This window comes from Sphaerochaeta sp. (assembly GCF_050256055.1).
Lineage (GTDB): Bacteria > Spirochaetota > Spirochaetia > Sphaerochaetales > Sphaerochaetaceae > Sphaerochaeta.
The window spans coordinates 49,608-72,412 of sequence record NZ_JBFWIJ010000014.1; the positions used below are offsets into that span (position 1 = coordinate 49,608).

At 52.3% G+C, this 22,805-nt stretch carries 20 protein-coding genes and 1 tRNA gene; 8 read left to right on the forward strand and 13 right to left on the reverse strand.

Annotated elements, in window-relative coordinates:
- Window positions 1-59: 59 nt before the first annotated feature.
- Window positions 60-1,067, reverse strand: a complete 1,008-nt coding sequence (locus tag AB7C91_RS07325) for a substrate-binding domain-containing protein (RefSeq protein WP_332447577.1) — start codon at window positions 1,065-1,067, stop codon at window positions 60-62.
- A 236-nt stretch (window positions 1,068-1,303) separates the two neighbouring features.
- On the opposite strand from AB7C91_RS07325, the gene AB7C91_RS07330 reads away from it, so the two are divergent.
- A complete protein-coding gene (locus tag AB7C91_RS07330; protein WP_332447578.1) occupies window positions 1,304-2,329 on the forward strand; it encodes a LacI family DNA-binding transcriptional regulator in 1,026 nt (341 codons plus the stop codon).
- Here the strand turns inward: AB7C91_RS07330 and AB7C91_RS07335 are convergent.
- From AB7C91_RS07335 to AB7C91_RS07365, 7 genes are all read right to left on the reverse strand, one after another.
- Complete coding sequence (locus tag AB7C91_RS07335; protein WP_428590239.1) at window positions 2,326-3,867, reverse strand: glycoside hydrolase family 3 protein; 1,542 nt, start codon at window positions 3,865-3,867, stop codon at window positions 2,326-2,328. The two genes, AB7C91_RS07330 and AB7C91_RS07335, sit on opposite strands and share 4 nt — an antisense overlap.
- Before the next feature lie 112 nt (window positions 3,868-3,979).
- Window positions 3,980-4,525, reverse strand: coding sequence for a glutathione peroxidase (locus AB7C91_RS07340; protein WP_332447580.1), 546 nt, complete (start codon window positions 4,523-4,525; stop codon window positions 3,980-3,982).
- 86 nt (window positions 4,526-4,611) lie between these two features.
- On the reverse strand, window positions 4,612-5,157 hold the full coding sequence (locus AB7C91_RS07345; protein WP_428590243.1) for a glutathione peroxidase: 546 nt from the start codon (window positions 5,155-5,157) through the stop codon (window positions 4,612-4,614).
- Window positions 5,158-5,208: 51 nt separating this feature from the next.
- Window positions 5,209-8,361 carry a glycoside hydrolase family 2 TIM barrel-domain containing protein gene (locus AB7C91_RS07350; protein ID WP_428590246.1) on the reverse strand — a complete coding sequence of 1,051 codons (3,153 nt, stop codon included), beginning with the start codon at window positions 8,359-8,361 and terminating at the stop codon, window positions 5,209-5,211.
- 17 nt (window positions 8,362-8,378) lie between these two features.
- Complete coding sequence (locus AB7C91_RS07355; protein ID WP_428590249.1) at window positions 8,379-9,191, reverse strand: carbohydrate ABC transporter permease; 813 nt, start codon at window positions 9,189-9,191, stop codon at window positions 8,379-8,381.
- Window positions 9,188-10,066 carry a sugar ABC transporter permease gene (locus AB7C91_RS07360; RefSeq protein ID WP_332446757.1) on the reverse strand — a complete coding sequence of 293 codons (879 nt, stop codon included), beginning with the start codon at window positions 10,064-10,066 and terminating at the stop codon, window positions 9,188-9,190. The genes AB7C91_RS07355 and AB7C91_RS07360 overlap by 4 nt, the downstream gene beginning before the upstream one ends.
- 81 nt (window positions 10,067-10,147) lie before the next feature.
- Entirely contained in the window at window positions 10,148-11,449 is a 1,302-nt protein-coding gene (locus AB7C91_RS07365; RefSeq protein WP_332446756.1) for an ABC transporter substrate-binding protein, read from the reverse strand.
- Window positions 11,450-11,622: 173 nt separating this feature from the next.
- Here AB7C91_RS07365 and AB7C91_RS07370 point away from each other — a divergent pair, with 173 nt between their 5' ends.
- From AB7C91_RS07370 to AB7C91_RS07385, 4 genes are all read left to right on the forward strand, one after another.
- Window positions 11,623-12,906, forward strand: a complete 1,284-nt coding sequence (locus AB7C91_RS07370; RefSeq protein ID WP_332446755.1) for a sensor histidine kinase — start codon at window positions 11,623-11,625, stop codon at window positions 12,904-12,906.
- On the forward strand, window positions 12,884-13,543 hold the full coding sequence (locus AB7C91_RS07375) for a response regulator transcription factor (protein WP_332446754.1): 660 nt from the start codon (window positions 12,884-12,886) through the stop codon (window positions 13,541-13,543). The genes AB7C91_RS07370 and AB7C91_RS07375 overlap by 23 nt, the downstream gene beginning before the upstream one ends.
- 81 nt (window positions 13,544-13,624) lie before the next feature.
- A complete protein-coding gene (locus AB7C91_RS07380; protein ID WP_332446753.1) occupies window positions 13,625-14,170 on the forward strand; it encodes a hypothetical protein in 546 nt (181 codons plus the stop codon).
- Between the two features lie 206 nt (window positions 14,171-14,376).
- On the forward strand, window positions 14,377-15,822 hold the full coding sequence (locus AB7C91_RS07385) for a sodium:solute symporter family protein (RefSeq protein ID WP_332446752.1): 1,446 nt from the start codon (window positions 14,377-14,379) through the stop codon (window positions 15,820-15,822).
- An 81-nt stretch (window positions 15,823-15,903) separates the two neighbouring features.
- Here the strand turns inward: AB7C91_RS07385 and AB7C91_RS07390 are convergent, their stop codons facing one another.
- The 4 genes from AB7C91_RS07390 to AB7C91_RS07405 all read right to left on the reverse strand — a co-directional run bounded on the left by AB7C91_RS07390 (window position 15,904) and on the right by AB7C91_RS07405 (window position 19,402).
- On the reverse strand, window positions 15,904-17,148 hold the full coding sequence (locus AB7C91_RS07390; RefSeq protein WP_332446751.1) for a diaminopropionate ammonia-lyase: 1,245 nt from the start codon (window positions 17,146-17,148) through the stop codon (window positions 15,904-15,906).
- 148 nt (window positions 17,149-17,296) lie between these two features.
- Window positions 17,297-17,839: a hypothetical protein gene (locus AB7C91_RS07395; RefSeq protein WP_332446750.1), complete on the reverse strand. Its 543-nt coding sequence runs from the start codon at window positions 17,837-17,839 to the stop codon at window positions 17,297-17,299.
- 47 nt (window positions 17,840-17,886) lie between these two features.
- Window positions 17,887-18,927 (reverse strand): FAD:protein FMN transferase, encoded by a 1,041-nt coding sequence (locus AB7C91_RS07400; RefSeq protein ID WP_332446749.1) that lies wholly within the window; start codon window positions 18,925-18,927, stop codon window positions 17,887-17,889.
- Between the two features lie 88 nt (window positions 18,928-19,015).
- A complete protein-coding gene (locus tag AB7C91_RS07405; RefSeq protein WP_332446748.1) occupies window positions 19,016-19,402 on the reverse strand; it encodes a YegP family protein in 387 nt (128 codons plus the stop codon).
- Between the two features lie 316 nt (window positions 19,403-19,718).
- Here AB7C91_RS07405 and AB7C91_RS07410 point away from each other — a divergent pair, with 316 nt between their 5' ends.
- Entirely contained in the window at window positions 19,719-19,997 is a 279-nt protein-coding gene (locus AB7C91_RS07410) for a metal-sensitive transcriptional regulator (protein ID WP_332446747.1), read from the forward strand.
- Window positions 19,998-20,029: 32 nt separating this feature from the next.
- On the opposite strand, the gene AB7C91_RS07415 is transcribed toward AB7C91_RS07410, so the two are convergent.
- Window positions 20,030-20,101 (reverse strand) — tRNA-Val (locus tag AB7C91_RS07415).
- A gap of 98 nt (window positions 20,102-20,199) precedes the next feature.
- On the opposite strand from AB7C91_RS07415, the gene AB7C91_RS07420 reads away from it, so the two are divergent.
- Together AB7C91_RS07420 and AB7C91_RS07425 are read left to right on the forward strand one after the other, a co-directional pair.
- Window positions 20,200-20,403, forward strand: a complete 204-nt coding sequence (locus AB7C91_RS07420; protein ID WP_332446746.1) for a heavy metal-associated domain-containing protein — start codon at window positions 20,200-20,202, stop codon at window positions 20,401-20,403.
- Complete coding sequence (locus AB7C91_RS07425) at window positions 20,400-22,595, forward strand: heavy metal translocating P-type ATPase (protein WP_428590259.1); 2,196 nt, start codon at window positions 20,400-20,402, stop codon at window positions 22,593-22,595. Before AB7C91_RS07420 ends, AB7C91_RS07425 begins: the two co-directional genes overlap by 4 nt.
- The last annotated feature ends 210 nt before the right edge of the window (window positions 22,596-22,805 follow it).

A 22,805-nucleotide genomic window follows, 5' to 3' on the forward strand; every position in this document is an offset into this window, starting at 1 on the left:
GCCCAGAGGAGGCTTTGCAGGCCTCCAGAGGGCACACTACATTCAAGAATCCTGAAGCATTACAGGCTGTAGCGGATCTTGTACATATCGCTCTGCATATACTGCTTGTAGTTGGTCTTGTCGATCATCTCGGTGGGAACCTTGTAGCTCTTCTGGAGCTTCTCACCCTGCAGAACCTTCAAACCAAGGTCGACTGCATCGCGGACCATCGACGGGCTGAAGGTATAGGTCATGAAGTCGATTCCCTGCAAACCGGAATTCTCGAACAGCTTCATGAAACCTTCGCCGGCGGATACACCGTTGATCAGGCGGATGTTGATCTTTGCATCGCCATGATAGTTCTTCAGTGCTTCGACGATACCGAAGACGATCTCATCATCATGCGTCCAGATGGCTTTGATCGATTCAATTTCAGCCTTGCTCTTGGTGTTGAGGAAGTTCTCCATCTGCTCCATTGCAGTCTGCTGACTCCAGTTGGTCACAAAGGACTGAACCAGATTGAAGTTCGGGCTGGCGGTGGACAAGAATCCATTGGTGCGCTCCATCGGTACGGTGGAACTGTCACCCTTGAACTCAAGGTAATTCACTTTGCCCTTGGCCAGATCGTCCTTGAAATACTCGTTGAAGTATTTACCGGCGCCCTCACCAATGGCAACGTTGTCACCGCTGATCTCGGCATCGGGAGTAAGACCCGGGATGAAGCGGTCATATACGATCAAAGGAACGCCGGCATCCATGACGGACTGGGCGACACTGCGCAGCTCATCGCCGTTGACCGGCCAGAGAACCATGACATCCGGATTCATGCCCAGAATGGTTTCAACCGCATTGCTCTGTTCGCTGCTTTCAGCGGCGGTCATGAAGCGGTAGTCAAAGCCGTACTGTGCCGAAAGGGTCTTCACCTGCGCCTCACAATGACGAATGGATTCAGCGGTGAATCCATGGTCAGCACTGGGGGTAACCACACCCATCAACTGTTTTTTTGCCCCGGCTTCCTTGGTGCCCTGAGCAAATACGAAACTGGTTGCTACCAGCAGGACGAGAAGGAGTACCAATACCTTTTTCATCAAAAACCTCCTGGCAGGCATGCGTTGTTGGTTTGCCTGCACATCCGTCAGTATAAATCTTTCAGAAAATCTGTCAACTTTTTTCGAAATTATACACTTTCTACGTGATTTACTCAAAAATATGACAACTGTACGGAATATTCTTTGTAAATTCTGTAAAATTTTTCATAGTTTTACATTTCTTCTCTTGCACGAATTCACCTTCGGCATCTATAGTGTAAAAAAGAGGGAAACCCATGGATGATGCACCAAAGAAAATCACTTATTCTGCAATAGCCAGGCAGTCGGGGATCTCGATTGCAACCATCAGCCGAGTCATCAACAACAGTCCCAATGTACGTGATGATACCAGGCAGATGGTCATCAGCGCCATGCGTCAACTCGGCTACGACACCTCGTCCATCGAGGCGAAAAGCTCAAAAAGCAACGACCTGATCATTTTCAACATACCCAGCCTCGAAAACCCATTCTACAGTCTCATCATCCAAGGGGCAAAAGCCGCCGCACTGAGGAATGGATACAACATGCTGGTCAATGAGGATCCCATCAATGAAAAATCATTCGACACCTTCGTCAATCTTTTGAAGAAGACGAATGCCGCCGGCTTGATCACCACCAATTGCCTCACCCGCTCGACGCTGATCAGGCTCAACGACCTCTTTCCCTTGGTACAATGCTGTGAATGCATCAGCGGCCTGGACATCCCCTTTGTCACCATCGATGATGTGGCATCAGCCCGCAATGCGGTCCTGCACCTCATCTCACTGGGCAAGACGCGGATCGCATTCATCAATGGACCGCTTGAATACAAATATGCACAGGATCGGTTGAAGGGATACCTGCAGGCGTTGGAATATGCAAATCTGAAAAAGGATCCGGACATCATCATCCAGCTTCAGGAAATCAACTACGACATGGCGGTCTCCGCCGCCTTCCAACTGCTCAATTCCGATCAAAGGCCGGATGCCTTCTTCGCCTCCAGCGATGTGTATGCAGCGGCGGCGATCAAAGCGGTGCGCCGTTCATCCCTGCATGTTCCCCAGGACATCGCCATCGTGGGCTTCGACAACATAGAGCTTTCAACCATGTGCACCCCGTCCATCACAACGGTGAACCAACCCAAGTTCCAGCTCGGGCTGCTGAGCTGCGAGATGTTGATCAAACGAATCAGCGGCGAGCAGATCCCCATTTCCAGCATGTACATGGATACCGAGTTGATCGTCCGCGAAACTACGCAAAAAAGCGGGTTGCCCATCCGCTAAAGCGTAACCGGCAACCGGCCTTGCGCTCTGATCTCTTCTTTGAGCAGTCTGGCAAAAGCCCGGCATACCTGGGACTTGTAGGCATACCCGGCGAAGCTGCGAATCCGCCTGTCGAGCAGGCTCAAGTCATAGGGATCACGGAGCGCGATTACACAGACATCTGCTGAATCGGCCAACGCATTGGCCAATGCAACCTGGGCTGGATACTGATGGGCATTGTAGGTGCCCATCACCACCGAGGAATGGGCTTGCGCCGTTTCCAGGATGCGTGCAATCTCACCTGCATCAGGATTTTCACTGCATTCGACCCAGTCTGCGTCAAACAGATGAGCCATCTCCCGACTGAATACAAGCTCATACTCACTGCTGCTTACTGTGGTTGCAGCAAAACAACGGGGGCTTACGAACAATGGGCGAAAGCCCAAATGGAAGGGAACATCGTTGACCAAGGTCAGGCTGCGTTCGTACAGATCGGCATTGATGCGTGCATGCTCATCGCTTCCCACCACAGATAGCGGAAAACCGGGTTGTTCGCTGAGCATTTGCTTGGCTGCAAGTATCTTGTTCGTCGAAGCCTCGAACTCCTTTCGATCCAGCCTGCCCTGCAAAAGTGCATCCTCGATTGCTTTCACCGCCTGGCAGCCGAGCTCCACATGATGACTGATACACAATACATCCACACCGGCTTGGAGCGCCTTGACCGAGGAGATCTCCGTCGTATACTGCTTGGCGACGGCATCCATCTCAAGACAATCGGAGAACACCAACCCCTTGAAACCAAATTCCTGCTTGAGCAAGCCGGTGATGATGCTCCGGCTCAAGGTCGCCGGCACCCGCTCGCTCTCCAAACCAGGAAACAGAATATGGCTGGTCATGATGCCCTGTATCCCATCCACGATGGCCGCCTTGAACGGAGCGAGATGCTCTTGGAGAGCAGCCAGATCTCCAATGACGGTCGGAAGCGCCAGATGACTGTCCAGATGGGTATCCCCGTGCCCGGGGAAATGTTTGCCCACCGCCATGACCCCACATTCCTGTATGCCTTCAAGGAAGGGAAGCGCAAAGCGTTCGACCGTCCGTGCCGTATCTCCAAAACTACGCACCCCGATTACCGGGTTGTGTGGATTGCTGTTTACATCCAAGGACGGGGCGAAATCGACGTTCACTCCGAGCGCGCGCAGTTCCTCCGCAGTTATGATCCCTGCCTGCCTGGCAAGCTGGACATCATCCGTACCGGCAAGCGCCATGGCCGACGGAGTGATCGTACAGTCACTGCTGAGGCGGCTCACCATCCCACCCTCCTGGTCGATGGTGATGAAAGCGGGAGTTGCGCAAGCATTCTGCACCAAATCCTGGATGTCGGTGCAAAGTGTAACCAGTTGGGTCTTGTTGGCAATATTGCGGGAAAACAGGATGACGTTGGCGATTTTGTGGGTTTTGACCGCATCAATGAACGCCCGGTCCATCTCGATGGAAGGAAATCCGCATACCACATGCTGCCCGATCATCTGCTGCAGGCTCAGCTTTGCACCCTTCATGTTCGTTTCCTCCCGACCTGCCGGTCAGCATACCATACTTGGCGGAAAAACGCAAAATCGGCGTTGGACGAAACCGCCCAACGCCTGCATAGGAAATACTGTGTGTGGAGTATCAGAGCACCTTCTCGATTGCCTTTGCGACTTCGCCCAGGTTGTGGGTCGGCTCAAAGCGGGCGACCACTTCCCCGTTGCGATCAACCAGGAATTTGGTGAAGTTCCACTTGATGGAAGGGTCCTTCTCATATTTCGGGTCAACCTTGCGTAGAATCTCATCAAGAATCGGTGCGATCTTGTGGCTCATGTCGAAACCTGCGAATCCCTTCTTGTCCTTCAGATACTTGTACAACGGGATTGCACCTTCGCCGTTGACCTCTATCTTTCCAAACTGGGGAAACTTGGTTCCGTATTTGAGCGTACAAATTTCGTGGATCTCCTCAATCGCCTCAGGAGCTTGTCCATCGAATTGGTTGCAGGGGAAGTCCAAGATCTCAAAGCCCTTCTCCTTGTAGGTTTCATAGATATGTTCGAGTTCCGTGTATTGGGGGGTGAACCCGCACTGGGTGGCGGTGTTCACAATCAAGAGCACCTTACCCTTGTATTGGGAAAGCTTCACTTCCTCCCCTTTTCTTCCGTGTACGGTAAAATCAAGTACGTTCATGTGCTCCTCCTAACTATATCGCTTACTATTTAATTTATCACAACTCTTATAGAGATAGTACGAAACGCGTACGCATTTGTCAAGCATCACAGGAGGGTTTTCATCCGTTCTTCGATTACAATCCGTGTAGCGGTAGGTTCAAACCGGGCGACGACATCTCCGTGACGGTCAACCAGGAACTTGGTGAAGTTCCATTTGATCGAGGGGTCCTTCTCATACTCGGCATCGGCCTGACGCAGCCTTCTCTCCAAACCCGCAGTCTTCTCATGGTTCGGATCAAAACCGGCAAATCCTTTCTGCTGCTTCAAATATGCATACAATGGATCCTGTTTCGGTCCGTTCACCTCCAGTTTTGCGAATCGGGGAAAGGTGGTTTTGTAGGTGAGCGTGCAGAATGCATCGATCTCCTCGATGCTTCCCGGAGCCTGTTCCTTGAACTGGTTGCAGGGAAAGTCAAGGACTTCAAATCCTTGTGCATGATAATCCGAATACAGGCTTTGCAGCATCTCATACTGCGCTGTAAAACCGCAGTGGGTTGCGGTATTGACGATCAGAAGAACCGTACCGGCATATGCAGACAAGCAAAAGGGCTTGCCGTGCATGCCGGTTACCGTAAAGTCATGGATGTTCATCGTGAGCCTCCTAAGCAAAGCATCCCGCCAAACTCGGCAGGATGCAAGACCTCAGCGCCCACTACTGATCAAGAAAGAGAGGTGATACACTCCGTTATGGATACGGTATTGCTCCAGCGTGTCAGGTCCGCAGGTGGCCGTGCCCACCCCTCGGACCGCTGCATCCAGGTACAAGTGGTACGTGGGGCTTTCCTCAAGCTCGTCTGCATGCAACTTCTCCCACAACTCGGAGAGCGAATACCGGTGCAATGCAAAACCGAACGGTTGGCAGCCGGAAAATCGGATTGATCCCGTATCGCCGTCATAGAGGTCCAGACGCCTGAGTTGCATATGCTCCCCATGATCCTGGGGAACAATATACGGAACATAGAGTTCATCGATGGTTGCAAAAAAATCCCCCATCCGTGCACCTTCGGCACGATCGGGATAATTCTCCTGCGGTCCGAGGCCGAACCACCGGACGGTCGACCATGCCCGGTCCAGATTGCATCGCAGCCCGACGCGTGGATACTCTGCAAGGTCACCATCAAGGTCGAAAGTACAGGAAAAATAGATGCGATCGGCACTGAAGACCCAATGTTGGATGAGTTTCCCGAGCTTTGCGACGTTCGGCGTCTTGATCAGGTGTTCGGTGTGCACGCACCCTTGGGCGACAGTACAGGAAAGCAAGGAGAGGTACGCCTGGTCCAAGCCCTTGTCCAACCAAGGGCCGAAGGCTTTGTTGTCATGGTAGAAGGCGTATTCGGGAAGGCCTTTGTTTCCCTGCAGGGTCTTCAGTCCGTCATTCTCCGTTGGACACCGGAACAGGCTGATGGTCAACGGCTCGGAAAGCAGTTCCCGTTGGCCGACATACCTAAGGCCGCTGAGCAGCCCTTCGGCATTGATACGTGCCGTATAGGCCTCGGTTTCGACAAGGCACGAACCATCCCTACCCTGATGCACTGCAACCGGATTCATCACCGGCATCAAGGGGGCGGACGGGCTCAATGCAAATTGATCCCATGCAATCCGGTGGCCCGCCTCTGCCCATGCTGTGGGTGAAAAGAGCACGGTCTCAAACAAAATGAAGGTCTGGGCTCTCTGCATCAACTTGCGAACCGCTTCACCGGCTATAACCGGAAGCATAAAGTCAACCTGATCACCCGCTTTGATGACAGGAAGCTTTACAAAACCCTGCAACGGCGTTTCCTGTACTTCGCTGAAAATCTTGTAACGTACCTCTAGATCCTCGGTAGTTGAGAAATCCATGGCATTGTGCAGGGTGAAGGTTCCCGTGCAGGGGGAAACGCTGGTGATATGGATTGCCTGTTGGACCTTCAGACATTCGGCCATTGCCGGTTTGGGTGTCCGATCGGGCAGAACCAAGCCGTTGAGGCAGAAGTCGTAGTCCGTGGGACGATCGGAGAAATCCCCGCCGTACCGCCATGTGCGTCCCCCACGATGCATCGATTCCCGCCTGGGATCCAACCCGATGCACCTTCCCCGGTCATCAACCAGAATGCCTTGGTCGACCCAGTCCCAGATGAAGCCGCCCTGCAGCCCCCGTGAGCTGCGGATGAGTTTCCAGTAATCGGAAAGGCTCCCGTTGGAATTTCCCATTGCATGACTGTATTCGCACATGATCAAGGGGCGGTCATCCTCATCCGCTTCGGTTGCATGATCCCACGCTTGCAACAAGGTTATGGGTGGGTACATGGGGGAAATGATGTCGGTGGCGCTGACTCCGCGCTTCAGGCTTTCAAGCGTATGGGGCCCCTGCCCCCACTCCGGGCGGTTGGCGCCTTCATAATGGATGGGCCGTTGCGGATCGAAGCGCCGCAACCACGCGGCACAGGCATCCTGGTTCTGTCCATATCCGCTCTCGTTGCCCAACGACCAGATGATGACCGATGGATGGTTGTAATCCCGTCTTGCCAGGCGCTGTACCCGATCAAGGAAGGCCGAAGCCCAGGCCTCGTCGCGGCAGATCGTATCGTAATTGGCATGGGTCTCGATGTTCGCCTCATCCATGACATACAGGCCGTAGCGGTCGCACAGTTCATACCAGACTGGATCGTCGGGATAATGGCAGGTACGCACAGCATTGAAGTTGTGCTGCTTCATCAAACGGATATCACGGACCATGCTTTCCACAGTGAGCGTCTTGGCGGTGCATTGGTCATGTTCGTGGCGGTTCACCCCTTTGATGAACACGCGCTTTTTATTGATCAAGAGACGGCGGCGGGAGATTTCCACGGTACGGAAGCCGAAGGGGATCACCCGATGCTCGGCTCCATCGCCCAGCGAAAATCCCATATAATACAAATTCGGCTGTTCACTGCTCCAAAGCAGAGGATTCTCGACGGTACACGTGGTGTGAAACATCCCATCCTTCCAGGTTGCCTGCTTCGATTCGATCAGCATGAGATGCCCATCATACAGCGATACGACAAGCGAAGCAGGGTTCCCGCTGCAAGGAACCCTGATCTCCACTCGGCCCTCTCGGAAGTCGGAGGCAAGTTCTGTTCTGAGCTTGGCATCGGCCATGCTCACCGCCCCTCTACGATGGAGGCGAACACTGCGGTGCAGACCACCGAACCACCACTGATCCTGATCCTCGATATACGAGCCGTCACTGTAACGCACGACGATGAGCACCAGGGTATTCCTACCTGCAACGAGTGCATCACTGAGGTCAAACGATGCAGATAAGCGGGTGTCCTTGCTCATGCCGATGAACGTTTCGTTCAAATAGACTTCAAGATAGCTTTCCGCACTGCCGACTTCGAGCACCGTCCGCTGTTCCAACCATGCGGCATCCAGAACGAAGCTCGTCCGGTACACACCGGTCGGATTTGCCTGGGGAGGAAACGGAGGTGTATTGGGAAAGGGCATGATGACATTGGTGTAATGCGGCTTGTCATACCCTTGCATGGTCCAGGAAAGCGGTACCTGGATACGGTCCCACTCCAAGTCGGAAGGCTCGTCCAGAATGGTCGGCTCCACGTCGAGAACCCGTTCATAATATCGGAACGACCAACTTCCATCCAAGGAAACCACCGATGGGGAGGAGGCGCCGTTCCGTCCCTCGGGGCCCAGCAATGCATCAGAAAGCGCTTGTTCCAGACTTGGAAAAGCAAGCGGAAGAGAATGCATCTCCAAGCGGTTCATTGAGGTGATGCCGGGTTGTTCCCATGCACGGTTTTGTAAAAACAGCGTAGCCATACAAACTCCTTGTCGTTTTATTTGACGGAACCGAGCACCCCTTCGACGAACCGTTTCTGTTGGGTGAAGAAGAGGATCAGGGTCGGCAGCGTAGTGACGGTGACCGACAACATCAAAATCCCGTAATCGGTGGTGTATCCGGCGGTCAGGCCGGTGATGAGCAGCGGCATCGTCTGACTATCCTGGCTCTGCATGATGATCAAAGGCCACAGGTAATTATTCCAAGCTGCCATGAACGTGACAATGGCGGCAGCTGCGAATGTCGGAGCCATGATGGGTACAAAAATTCGGAAGAAGATGCCGAATTCGCCCAATCCATCCACACGGGCCGCTTGTACCGTCTCGATCGGAAACGACTGGGCGCTTTGACGGAAGAAGAAGATGAGAAACGCGGTGGAAATGGTGGGCAGGATAAACCCGGTCGTGGTATCAAGCAACTTGGCTTGGCTGAATAACCGGAAAAGGGGGACCATCAGGGCGGCGAACGGAACCATCATGGAAAGCAGGAGCAGTCCCATCAGGGTGTCCTTGCCCTTCTCGCGATAGACCTGGAAGCCATAGCCGGCCAAGCTGCAGACAAACAGACTGGCAAGCGTATTGGCAAATGCGTTGCGCAGTGAATTCCAGAAGGCATTTCCCAGACGCACCGTCGAGGTGAGTGTCTTGAAATTGGAAAACAGATGCGTTCCGAAAAACAGCCGACCTTTGATGATGTCCACGCTCAAATTGGTGGAACTGACGATCATGAAATAGAAGGGGAATACGGAAAACAGGCAGATGATAATCAAGAACACATATTTCCCCACGCTGGCAGAGTGGTGTTGTTTCATCGTTTGTCCCCCACTTTCACTTGGATGAATGAGAGAACCGCCACCATGATCAGGATTGCATAGGAGACGGCAGCGGCATACCCGAACTGCGGGTTGTACATGAAGGACAGATTATAGATGTACTGACTGATGGAGAGGGTGGAGATGCCCGGCCCTCCATTGGTCAGGTTTTTCACTTCATCAAACAACTGGAGCGTCCCGTTGGTCGACATGATGGTCGTCAACAGGATGACCGGCTTGAGCAACGGGATGGTAATGGAGAAAAACTGCCTGCTGCCCGAAGCGCCGTCAATACGGGCGGCTTCATATACCGAACGGTCGATGTTTTGCAGTCCCGCAAGATAGAATACGGTGTTATATCCGGTCCAGCGCCAGGTAATGGTAAGGATGATGACAAATTTGGACCAGATGGGATGGGTCAGCCAACTCAATGGCTCGGAAAGGAGTCCCAAGGCCATCAGGGATGTATTGGCGATTCCATCGATGGAAAAGAATGATTTGAATATCATGGCCGAACTGACCAGACTGGTTGCACACGGCAGGAAGATCAAGGTTCTGAAGATGCTCTTGCCCTTCAGACGCGGGTCGTTGAGCAGGGAAGCAAGCACGAGGGCCAACAGGAGCATGATGGGAACCTGGATGACCAGATAGGTAAGTACATTGCCAACCGATGTGAGGAACATCTCATCCTGGAAGAGTCGGGCGTAGTTCTTCAGCCCGGCGAATTTGAGGTTGTTTCCCCTCCCCGACTGCAAGGACAGCAGAAAGGCACTGATCATCGGATAAAAATTAAGAATGAAGATGAACAATGCCGCAGGGATGACGAACAACCAGCCGTATAGGTTGATTTTCTTTGTCAGAGTCGTATTAGCCATGGTGCCTTTCCCTCATTGGTACAGAGCGAGCACTCCGATACCGCCAGTATACAGCGGTATCGGAACACATGCGGAAATTTCTTACTCGCTCATCAAGAATTCGACGTTCTTTTGTGCAGTGGCAAGCGCGGTATCGATATTGGTTCCCTGCATCACTTCGCTGAGGGCGCGGGCGATGGCATCACGGGCTTCATAATTGAAGACACCATATTTTACATTGGGCACCTTGCCTGCATAGGATACCAGATCCTCATAGATCTTCTGGCCGCCGAAGAATTCGATGGGTTGTCCATAGACCGGGGACTTTGCAGCGGGCAACCAGGTGGCAATGGCTCCGCTGGAGGGGAGAATCGTCTCATAGAGCTTCACACTGCCGGCAAATGTTTTCGCCAGGAAATCAATGGCTACATCAGGATGCTTGGAATTGGCCATAACCATCCACCCGGAGCCTCCCTGGCTGGAATAGTTGACCGAGCTGGCGATCTTGGCGAAACGCGGGGTATTGGTGACCGCCCACTTGCCGCTCTGGCTCTTTTCCGCCTGGATGGATCCGCTGATCCAGCATCCGTTGATCGTGGATGCGACCGTCCCGTTGTTGAGCGTGGCGATATAGGCATTCCAATCAGGAACGAGGATGCATACTCCGCTTTCCACCATTTCCTTGGTGATGCGCAGCGCTTCCTTGAGCACCGGGTTGTCCTTGATGTAGGCTTTGCCGTTTGCATCAAACATCCAGGTGCCTGCACTCTGGAGCATCAGCATGGGGAAATCCGGTTCATTGGCAACGGTGGAGATCATGGCTACACCGGTCTTCTGCTTGACGATCTTGCCCAGCTCGATGAATCGTTCCCAGGTGATGTCGGTGAAATCACTGACTTTCAGGCCTGCCTGCTCGATGAGGTCCCTGCGGATAAAGGTACCGGTAGCCCCATTGTCAAACGGCACACCATAGTGTTTGCCGTCCACCGTCCCTACGTCAACCTTGAACTGAGCAAACTGGGAAAGGTCGAGTTTTCCATTCAGCGCCACGAATGCGTCGGGGTACGTCATGATGTTCTTCTGGATGGCATTGTCCTGCATCAGGATGATATCCGGAAGATTCTCGGTGGCTTTCGCACTGAGACTGGTGATCAATTTCTGCTGCAGGTCGGCCCAAGGGGTCTCCACGACGTTGATCTTCACGTCCGGGTGGTCGACGTTGTAAATCTTGGCGGCTTCGTTCATTGCATAGATGTTGAACGTCGGGTCCCAGCACCAGACGGTAAGCGTAACCGGTCCTGCTGCTTGTGCAGAAGGTGCAGCAGTTTCGGTCTTTCCGGCAGCGAATGCCGCTGCGGAGACTACCAGCAAGAGTGAGAGCAGCAGATACAGAGCCTTTTTCATTGTGATCCTCCTTGTATTCCTTGAACAACTATATTGTTCTGTCACTACCTCTGCATCATAGGGCTCCGCCATAACCGCCCGAAAGTGACAGAAATACTGAAACCTGCAAAAATACCGAATTCATCTGGTACATTTGTACCGACGAAAAGAAAGGCTATGCTATACTCAAGGATATGGAAAACGAGCAGGCATTCACCATACACCTCAGCTTCAGACAAGCCTTGGTCCTGTGCATTCTTGCTCTCTTGCTGCTCGCTTCAATTCTGTTTTGGGTAACCTATGGATGGGAAGGGACAGAGAGCTCCCGCCCGTTCGAATTCTATCGTACATTTTTCTTTTTCTTTGCATTCTACAGCCTGTGCATCCTGCTGCTCACCCGGTGCCAGACACTTTTGGGCATTCTGTTGCTCTGCTTTCTTGCACTTACCTCCCTATTGGTACTCGACTACTCGCTCAACGATTTTCTTACCATACGGCTCTGTTTGTATCTTGCCTTGCAGGCAGGTCTTTTGCTGCATATACAGTGGCCTTATCAGATGCTTTTTCCTCCCACCTTCAGCCTGCTCTCCCTTTTGATGTTGTTCATGCCTCCCATCCTTGGCGCCAACGACCTCAACCCCGCCCTCCGCGGCGTGCAAGCCGAGGAAGCGCTTGCCTTTCTTGCCTTCCTTTTGCTATGCGGGTACATGCAGGTCGCACTCACACGTTTCCAAGCCCTCGGGGATAAGGCCAAAGCGCAGATTGCTGTCTTGGATACCACCATCACCAAGCTGACGGTATTCAGCCAGAGCCTGCAATCCTATGCCCGGACAGCGGAACTGGAGGCTGCTAAAAAGGAGCGCTATCGGATTTCGCGCGAGATTCACGATATCAGCGGGTACATGTTCACCAACATCATCGCCATGATGGACGCCTTGGTCGCCACCGGTTGCCGCAACAGCGAGAAAACCACTGAATTGTGCAGCGCAGCCCGAAGCCAGGCCCAGGAAGGGTTGCTCGAAACCCGACGTGCGTTGCATCTGCTCAGAAAAAGTGACGCAGAGCGTGAGGTCGGTATGCGGGCAATCCACAAGATCAAGAAGATCTTCGAAGGGACCACCGGGGTGAAAGTTGAGATAGAGGCGGGAAACCTTCCTTCCTCATTCGGAGATGAATTGGACCTGATTCTCTATCGGATTGTCCAGGAAGGTCTGACCAACGCCCTGCGCCACGGGCATGCAAATCGTGTACGCATGCTGTTCTGGATCATTGGGGAATCAGTGCAGGTCATCATCCTGGACAACGGCAGCGGGGCGAAGAAGATCATCAAAGGAATAGGTCTCGCCGGTATGGAAGAGCGGATAAGCAGATTGGGAGGAACGGTTCGGGCGGAGAACGCCCCGGAAGGGGGCTTCCAGTTGACGGTGACCATTCCCTTGCAGAAGGAGCAAAGCAATGATTCGTATTCTGTTGGTTGACGACCAACCGCTCTTTGTGGAGAGCCTGAGGATGAGTCTTGAGAATTACACTGATGACTTTCAAGTGGTGGGCATCGCCAAAAATGGCGGCAGCGCCGTTCAGATGGCGTTGCAACTAGATCCCGATGTGATTCTCATGGATGTTCATCTTCCGGATATCAACGGGGTGGAGGCAACCAGACGCATCCTGGAACGGAATCGAAGGATCAAGGTGGTCATGCTCTCCACCTATGATGAGGACGAGTACGTGAAGGAAGCGCTGCGCATCGGTTCCTCAGGATATCTGCTCAAGGACATCTCCCCTACTGAGTTGATCGCTGCGATCCGGGCGCTGCTTTCGGGTTTGGTGCAGATATCGCCGAAGATTGCAACCAAACTGATCAACGCGATGTATGACGGGACCAGCCCCAAGATTCCCGAGGTCTCCAGCCGCTTCGAATGGTTCGACACCCTGACCGATCGGGAAAAGGAAATCTTCGGCCTGATAGCCACCGGTTATGACAATCAGCAGATCGCAGACCATTTGCAGCTTGCCGAGCAGACGGTACGCAACAATATCAGCACCATCTACTCCAAATTGGAAGTCAAGGATCGTTTCGAAATCATCCGTTTGGCCAATCAGATTCATTATCACTAGACAACCATCCTGTTTTGTCACCCTTTGCACTGGTGTTTGTTTCTTCTATGTGAGACCATGGAGATACAGAGGAGCAGAACCATGAAACAAACTATGAAAGTGCTCATTATTGCCTTGTTGCTTTCGGCCGGCGTTCTTACCACCCTTTCTGCACGTGATAAAAGCATTGCCGTCGGAGCCCAGATCGGCTTTACCAGTACCGGTGTAATTGCCGATATCGGCCTCGGTTCGATGTACGTACAGGCAGGGATAAACTACCCGCTGGGGATCACGTATATCGCTGCACAGACTGATTCGAAAGATAAGTTCTTCGATATCTACACATTCAATGCTGATGTCAGCCAGGCATTTGCCCTAAGTGATAATTTTGACTTGAAGGTGGGGATCGGGACCACGGCGTTCACCAACTTCGGCCCGGTTGTCATCGGCTTTGCAGGTCCGGTACTCAAAGGAGAGTATTGGATACCGAACAAGAATACCGGATTGTTCTTGAATCTGAATATTCCCTTGATCGCTTACGGATTTGTGGAAGGAGATACCAACTTTGATGGAGGCATCGTGTACAACCCGCTGCTGCCCTTGGTAGGACTGGTTACCTCAACGGTAGGCGTGTTGTATTCTTTCTAGACATGTATGCATTAATTGTATAAATATCATACATGTATACATATTTGTTGTAATATTTTAGTATTTTACAATAAAACGTATTAAATTTATGCTTTTGAGCAATAAATCTGGCGTTTTTCGCCAGATTTATTATTTTCTTGACAATTTTTGATTTCCATCTCAATACTTTCCCATACGAAATCTCTAGGTATAAGGAGAGAGAAACAATGAATGTTACTATTACCCTCATTGTTGTGTTGTACATGCTCCTGATGTTGGCGATTGGATTCTATTCTTCGAAGAAGATAAATTCCAACACCGACTTCATGGTGGCAGGGAGAAGGTTGGGTCCGCTTTTGATGGCAGGAACCCTTGCAGCGACGGAAATCGGAGGAGGCAGTTCCCTCGGTGTGGTCGCAAACGCCTATGGTTCCTGGGGTATGAGTGCCTCATGGTACATCATTGCCATGGGACTCGCCTTCATGATCCTGATCCCGCTTGCTCCGAAATTCCGGGCAACCAAGGTCAAAACCGTTCCTGAGTATTTCAGAAGACGGTATGACAAGTTCTCCGGCGGATTCAGTGCGATCGTCATGCTGATGGCACTCATCGGTTTGACCGCAGGTCAGTTCAAAGCCTCTGCTTCCATTCTCGAAGTCATGCTGGGCCTCGACTACACCACCAGCCTGATCATTGTTACGGTGGTCATCACCGTGTATGCAGTCATGGGCGGACTTTGGTCGGTCACCCTGACCGACTTCATCCAGGTATTCCTCATTGTGATCGGCATGTGCATCGCCATCCCGTTCGCCTTGAACCTGGCAGGAGGATGGGCCACGATCAAGCAGACCGTCCCCGCAGAACACCTGAGCCTCACAAAGGGTATCGGTGGTTGGGGACAGATCGCAGGATTCGTAATCATGTATGTCGCTACCTTCTCCGTCGGGCAGGAAGCGGTTTCCCGCTACTATGCCGCTCGTGACGGAAAAGCAGCCATCCAAGGGTCCATCCTTGCTGCAATCGTAAACTTCACCTTCGCCTTTGTTCCGGTTATCCTGGGTCTTGCCATGCTCAGCCTGTTCAACCAGAACCTGCTTGATGCCAATGTCATTGATGCATTGAAGAACAATTCACGCTATGCACTCCCTGCCTTGGCAGTCGCCACCATGCCCGCTGTGGTCACCGGTATTCTGTTCGCCGGTATCATCAGCGCAACGATGAGCTCTGCGGACAGCGACCTGCTTGGCGCCGGTTCGATCTTCAGTAACGACTTGTACAAGATCTTCATCCGCAAGGGTGCGAAGGACAAGGAAGTCATGATGGTTACCAAGATCGCCATGGTCGTAGTATCATTGTTCAGCTTGGTCACCGCCATCGCAGCAAACAATATCCTCACGCTGCTTGCGTTCTCGTTCACCCTCAGGGCGGCAGGAACCTTTGTTCCATATGTAATGGGGCACTTCTGGAAGAAGTCTTCCAGTGCCGGTTCGGTTTCCTCGATCCTCATCGGAAGCATACTGTTCTTCCTGATGGACCGAAAAATCGTTCCCCCCATCCCAAAGGTAAACAACATCATACCCGCTATTTTGGTGAGTCTGGTTGCGTTCTATATTTTCTCAGTCCTCTTCCCCCCGAAGCAACAGTCGCTTGACTTGCTCTACGAGGAAGACTGATCATACAAACGATCAGCAGGAATGTGCGAGAGCCGTCGGAATCCGACGGCTCTCATTTTCTTGCATGGCTTTATGTTTTGGTTACACGTTGATCCAATACTGCTTGGGAACCGGGTTCGCCCCTTCCCAGATGATCTGACGGAAATGCACAGGATCGGTGTTGCCCTCGGTGTTGATGAACAACACCTGGCTGTCCTGGTCCAGACCAAGTGCGTCCTTCAACTCCTTGAGCTCAGGGTACTGCATGATCGAGGCGAAGGCTCCGAGGGTCACCGCACCGCTTTCACCACTGATGATGAACGGGTCGCCGTTGAGCGGAGTGGCATACATACGCATACCCTTGGCTGCAATATAATCGGGGACCTTGAGGAATGCATCGGCATCCTCATTGAGGATCTGCCAGGCGATCGGGCTGGGATCGCCGCAGGCGAGACCGGCCATGATGGTATCCAAGGCTCCGGTAACCGAATGGGGGGTGCCGTCGTTGGCAAGCGCGCTTTCGTAGATGCACGGAGCTTTATCCGGTTCCACCACGATGCACTTCGGACCGTCCTGTCCGAACAGGGCATGATAGAACCCAATGACCGAGGCCGCCAATGCACCGACACCAGCCTGTACGAACACATGGGTCGGTTTGACGATTCCCACCCCACTGAACTGTTCCTGCGCTTCGGTCAACAACGTGAGATAGCCTTGCATGATCCAAGTGGGAATCTCGGTATAGTTGTCCCAGCTGGTGTCGCTGATGATGGTCCACCCGTTCTTCTGGGCATCTATGGCAACCTGGCGTACCGCGTCATCATAGTTCCCGTCCACGACGACAACCTTGGCCCCGTTGCTCTTGATCGCATCGATACGACGGATCGAAGTCTCCGAATGCACGTAGATCACGCATTTGAATCCCAGCCGTTTCGCAGCCCAGGCAATTCCCCTGCCATGATTGCCGTCGGTGGCACTTGCGAAGGTGATGTCCCCCACTTTGTCCTTCACTTCCTGACTGGCAAGATAGGAAAACGGGGTATCCTCACCAAGAATGCCCAGTTGTTTCTGCAGATAGCGGTAGAGCGCGAACGAACCGCCGAGCACCTTGAAGCTGTTCAGCTGCAACCGGCTGGACTCGTCCTTGGTCCAGATGCCGCCCACCTTGAACATGGAAGCCAGGTTGGGAAGCCCTTGCAACGGACTCATCCGGTAGCCGGGGATCTGCCGATGGAAACGGCGGGAACATTGCGCTTGCTTCATTGAGAACAGCTGTTTGGCAAGTTCCACATTCTTCTGGTGCGGTTCACGTACAATATAGGAAATTTCCTGATTTGTACCAATCATGATATCCTCCAATTGGAAAAATCTACTTAATCCGTATTTTTTACCCTAATTAACTACCAATATCAGAAATTATTCAAGAGTCTATTACCGATATGATGAATTTTTTAACAAGATATCAAAAAACTGGAACATTGGTGCAAAAATGCCCTCAGAAACGATAGCGTGCACCGATCTGCGCAAGGAAGGAAACCGATACCTGGCGATACAAGGCAGCTGAGGAAGGGGTGTAGAACAACCCATATCCGAACGAGACGGGAAGGGAGAAATGGCCGAACAGAATTGGCTCAACCCCGAACCCTCCCCCGAAGGAGAAGGATGGAGTGAAATCGGTTGAATACTCAGATGAATCGGCAAGGTACATGGAACCGCTGTGATTCAAGCCGGCAAACCAATACAGGTCGGCGGCAAACCAGTCGGCGTAGGAATCGGAGTAAAAAGTGTGCTGATACTCGACACCCAATGCATAATCAAGGCTGAGATAGAATTCATCACTCTCATAGAAGAGCCCCAAGGTCGTCTGAAACGCACTGACGTCATTCAGACGAAGATGATAGCTTAGTCCGGTTCCGGAAAGTCTTCCCGCCTGAGCTCCGATACCCCGATCATAGGTGGTATAGTCCGAGCCGGCGTACAGCAGTGATCCGAGAAGCAACAACAGAAGGCACAACTTGGTACGAATGGTAGTATGCATACCTGTATTCTAGGCACCGGAGCAAGCTTCCCTCAAGTTCTGCACCCCTATTGGGCGAGTGAATATTCCTCATTACTGATGGTATAGGGCACCTTACCCTGCTTCACTCCATTACTCAAAAGAATCTTCTTGTCCTTGGTGAAGAAAATCGCCTCCACACCTTCAAGCTTGTCGATCATTTCCATGCCCTTCTCGTACCCGAGCGCATACACGCTGGTGGAAAGGGCATCAGCAAGGAATGAGCTTTTGGTGATGATGCTTGCGCTGGTCAGGTCCGACTGCACCGGATAGCCTGTTTTGGTATCGAGGATATGATGATAGGTGATGCCATCGAGTACGAAAAATCGTTCATAGGGACCGGAGGTGACCAGACTGGTATCGTCCAATTGAACAATGATGGCATAATCCCCCCGCTCGAGGTCGGGATCCTGCACACCGATGCGCCACAGCGTCCCATCGGGTTTCCGCCCCAGGGTCAAGACATTGCCGCCGAGGTTGACGATTGCCTTCTGGACATGATGCTCTTTCAATACGGCAGCAGCCTGATCGGCGGCATACCCTTTGGCTATCCCCCCGAGATCCAGGATCATCCCCTTGTCCTTGAGCATGACACTCTGGTTCGCATCGTCGGTGATCACCCGGTCATACCCGATCAACGGCAGCAGATTTGCCAACTCCTCATCGCTCGGGCGTCGAGGATTGTCCCCCCCGATATCCCATGCTTCCACCAAGGGACCGATTGTCGGATCGAATGCCCCGTTGCTCAGCTTAGCGATTTCCAAGGCTTTCTTGATGACGGCGTATGTGTCGGCTGAAACCTTCACCGGCTTGATGCCTGCATTTCGGTTGATCTCAGACAATTCGCTGGTCTCGATGTGCAGGCTCATTTTCTGCTCAATCTCACGGAGACGGGAGAATGCAGCGGTGAACGCTTCCTCATTCGGGTTGTCGTAGATGGTTATCTTGCAGACGGTTCCCAACATCAGGAAGGATTCAGCCTGCGGTTCAACCGGTGCCTTGCTGCACGAGGCGGCAAGCATAACGACCAAAAGGCCAATCAATAGATAGATAGTTACTCGGTGTTTCATGTACAGCTAGGCATTATGGAAAGAATAACGGGAAATTGCAAGGTTGTGGCAAACCCTCCTGAAGAAAAGAAGGGTTTGCCGATAATTCCTAGGATTCCAGTGCGCTTTCGTCCACACTTGCATCGAGAGCCGCTCGGCTGATGGCATCGATACCGTTCAGACATCCTGCCTTGGTTGCATAGCCATCCTCGGACAAGGCGATGTTCATGGCATTGGAAGCCAAAAGCCGATAACGGAATTGGCCTGCACTATCGAGATATACCTCATATTTCGGGAATTTGAGTACCTGGGGATTCTTCACCGTTTGGTCCTCAATGGGGGCTTGGGCATTTTTCTTGATTGTCTCGACCCCATCCCTGCAAGTAGCAAGCGTTGCATAGTTCTTGCTGGTCAGCACCGTTTGGTAGTTGGCTGCCTGCAAACTAAACCGGTAGAAGCCTTTCGGTGTCTTGGTAATGACAAATCTTCCTGCCATGGGCATGCTCCTTTGTTGGTATGTTATGAAAAGTATAGGAAGGAATGAGTGGATTCACAAGTGTTTCTGTAGGTATTTTTTTTCTGTAAAAGATTTTATGTCCTATTTTCTTCCTTAGTAAACAGACATATCTAGACGAGACAGCGCACAACAGCAGGAAAAAAAGTCCAAGCACATATGGTAGGAAAAATTCGGTACCCTGAGGGGGTATTATTTCTTGCTAGCACTCAAGATTGCCTATTCAGGTATGCATATCAAGATTTGAAGCCTTTGCAACCCTCTTGACATATACCCTACGGGGGTATATAAAGAAAACATGAAAGCGGAAGTAAAAGAAAAACTCGACCCAAGGCTTGCCAGGATCGAGGGTCAGGTGAAAGGAATTCGGAACATGGTGCAGAGTGATCGGTACTGTGTGGATATCCTTCTGCAACTGTCGGCGGTCATCTCTGCACTGAAAAAGGTGGAGGATATGGTTATGGAAAACCATCTGAATACCTGTGTAGTGGACGCAATGCGCAGCAACGAGGATGCAGAGCGTGATCAGAAGGTGAAGGAGCTGATGGATGTGATGGCTACGTTCCGCAGGCAATAAAAAAACAAGCAACCAAATTGGTTGCTTGCCTATGGGCGATGCCAGGATTGAACTGGCGACTTCCACGATGTCAACGTGGCACTCTCCCGCTGAGTTAACCGCCCGCGTTTTGAGTACATGAGCGATAGTAGCGGAAAAAGAGTGGTATGTCTAGAGGAAAGTCAAAAAAATTCCCCAAGGGGGGAAGAGGAGATAACGAGCTATGAAAACAATCATTATGACGCAGGGAATGCACTGCAGCGGATGTGAGAATAGAATGGTCAATGCGCTGACGCAGATTGAGGATATCAAGACTGCCAAGGCTGATGCAAAGAGCGGAAAGGTCGTGATCAAGCACGCCAAGGAAGAGACGGTCGACGAAGCAAAACGCTTGATCGCCGAAATTGGATATGAGGTGTTGACATGAAACAGATACGAGTAGGAATCGGCGGAATGACCTGCGCCTCCTGCTCTTCCGCTGTTGAGCGGACACTCAACAAGTTGGAGGGTGTGGATACTGCCCAGGTCAATCTGGCTACGGAAACAGCAACCATTGCATTTGATGAGACGAATCTTGACCTTGACAAGATAAAGCTGGCGGTCAAACGTATCGGGTACTCAGTACTCGATACGGTGGATTACCAAGCCAAGGAAGCGGAAAAGCAGAAGGAATTGTCCAATCTCGGCCATCGCCTGATTGCACTGGTCGTCCTTGCCGTAGGGCTCCTGGTGTTGGCCATGGGGCCGATGCTTGGCCTCGTCCTTCCCCTCTCTCCTTTGACGAGCGCCCTGACCCAATTGGTCCTGGCGACGCTTTCAATCTTTGCCGGATCGATTTTCTTCACCAAGGGGTATACGACCCTCTTCAAACGTGAACCGAATATGGATAGCCTGGTGGCGCTGGGCACCACCGCATCCTACCTCTACAGCCTTTGGGGTGTCATCCAACTGATCGGGGGTAATCATGAGGCGGCGCATCATCTCTATTTCGAAGGAGTCGGAACGATCCTGACGTTGGTCATGCTCGGCCGTTATCTGGAGAACCGTTCAAAAGGGCGGACCGGAGAGGCTATCCGTAAGCTCATGGAGCTTGCACCTGCCACTGCTACGGTGCTCAGAGACGGCGAGCAGGTGGTCATCGATGCTTCCCAGGTAGTAGTGGGAGACATTCTCTTGGTAAAACCGGGGGAGAAACTTCCGGTGGACGGTGTTGTGCTTGGCGGCAATTCCGCTGTTGATGAATCGCTTCTGACCGGAGAAAGTCTGCCGGTGGAGAAAGCCATGGGCAGTGAGGTGTTCGCAGCAACGCTCAACACCACCGGTACGTTGCAGTATCGTGCCAGCAAGGTCGGCTCGGATACCGCTCTGGCAAACATCATCACCTTGGTGCAGGAAGCCCAGGGTTCGAAGGCCCCGATCGCACGGATCGCCGATACGATCTCAGGTATTTTCGTCCCGATCGTCATGGGTATTGCAGTGCTTACGTTCATCGCATGGATGGTCGGGGGGACGTCTTTTGACATTTCCCTGCTCAGAGCGGTAAGTGTCCTGGTCATCGCCTGCCCGTGTGCATTGGGTCTTGCCACCCCGATTGCCATCATGGTGTCTTCGGGCAAAGGAGCCAAACTGGGGATCCTATTCAGGCATGCCGCTGCCATCGAACAACTTCGTCAAGTCAAGACGGTGATCTTCGACAAGACCGGCACCCTTACCGAAGGCAAGCCGAATGTGACCGACATCCTCTCTGATGATCCTGCATTGCTGATGAGCCTTGCCGCCAGTGTTGAACAGAACAGTGAACATCCGCTTTCCCGTGCAGTGGTTGCTCGGGCGAAGGAAGCAGGAAGCACGTTGCTTGAGGCTGACGAATTCGAGGCCTTGGTAGGCAGGGGAATCCAGGCGAAGGTACAGCATTCGTTGATCAGAATCGGAAATCCTCTGTTGATGGAAGAAGCGAAGATATCCCTTGACAAGCAGACGAAAGCCGATCTCGAACGGTTCAGCGATGAGGGAAAGACACCGCTTCTGGTGGCGAAGGATGGGCAGCTGTTGGGTATCATTGCGGTAGCGGATACGCTGCGCAAGGAGACGACGCAGGCACTTGCCGAATTGAAGAGCCTCGGCATCAAGACGATCATGCTCACCGGTGACAACGAACGGACCGCAAAGGCGATCGCCAAGCAGGCCGGTTTGGATTCCTATCTGGCTGAACAACTTCCCCAGCAGAAGGAACAGGCGGTTTCTGAGTTGGCCAAACAGGGCAAGGTAGCCATGGTAGGCGACGGCATCAACGATGCCCCCGCCCTCGCCCGTGCCGATATCGGCATTGCAGTGGGAAGCGCCACGGATGTAGCGCGCGAAACGGCCGATGTGGTCTTGGTAAGGAACAATCTCACCGATGTCACCAAGGCGTTCAGGCTTTCGAAGGCTACCATGCGCAACATCTACCAGAATTTGTTCTGGGCATTCTTCTACAACATTCTGGGCATTCCTCTGGCAACCGGGTTGTTCACCCTTTTCGGAGGACCTCAACTCAGTCCCATGTTTGCGGCGTTTGCCATGTCGATGTCCAGTGTTACGGTCGTTGCCAATGCACTGCGCCTGAACAGGTTCAAGTAACCGGTACAACCAACGATACTCTCGGAAAAGCCTTCGGATATTTCTCCGAAGGTTTTTCTTTTCCAACTTAGGTCATAACCTTGTATTCCTCAGGCATCTATAAAATACTAAAAGAGCAAAATACCACAAAAGGAGAAGAAAATGAGGAACAAAGTTATGGCAGTTCTGCTGCTTGTTGGGGCAATTGCATTGGTTGGTTGCGATGGGAAT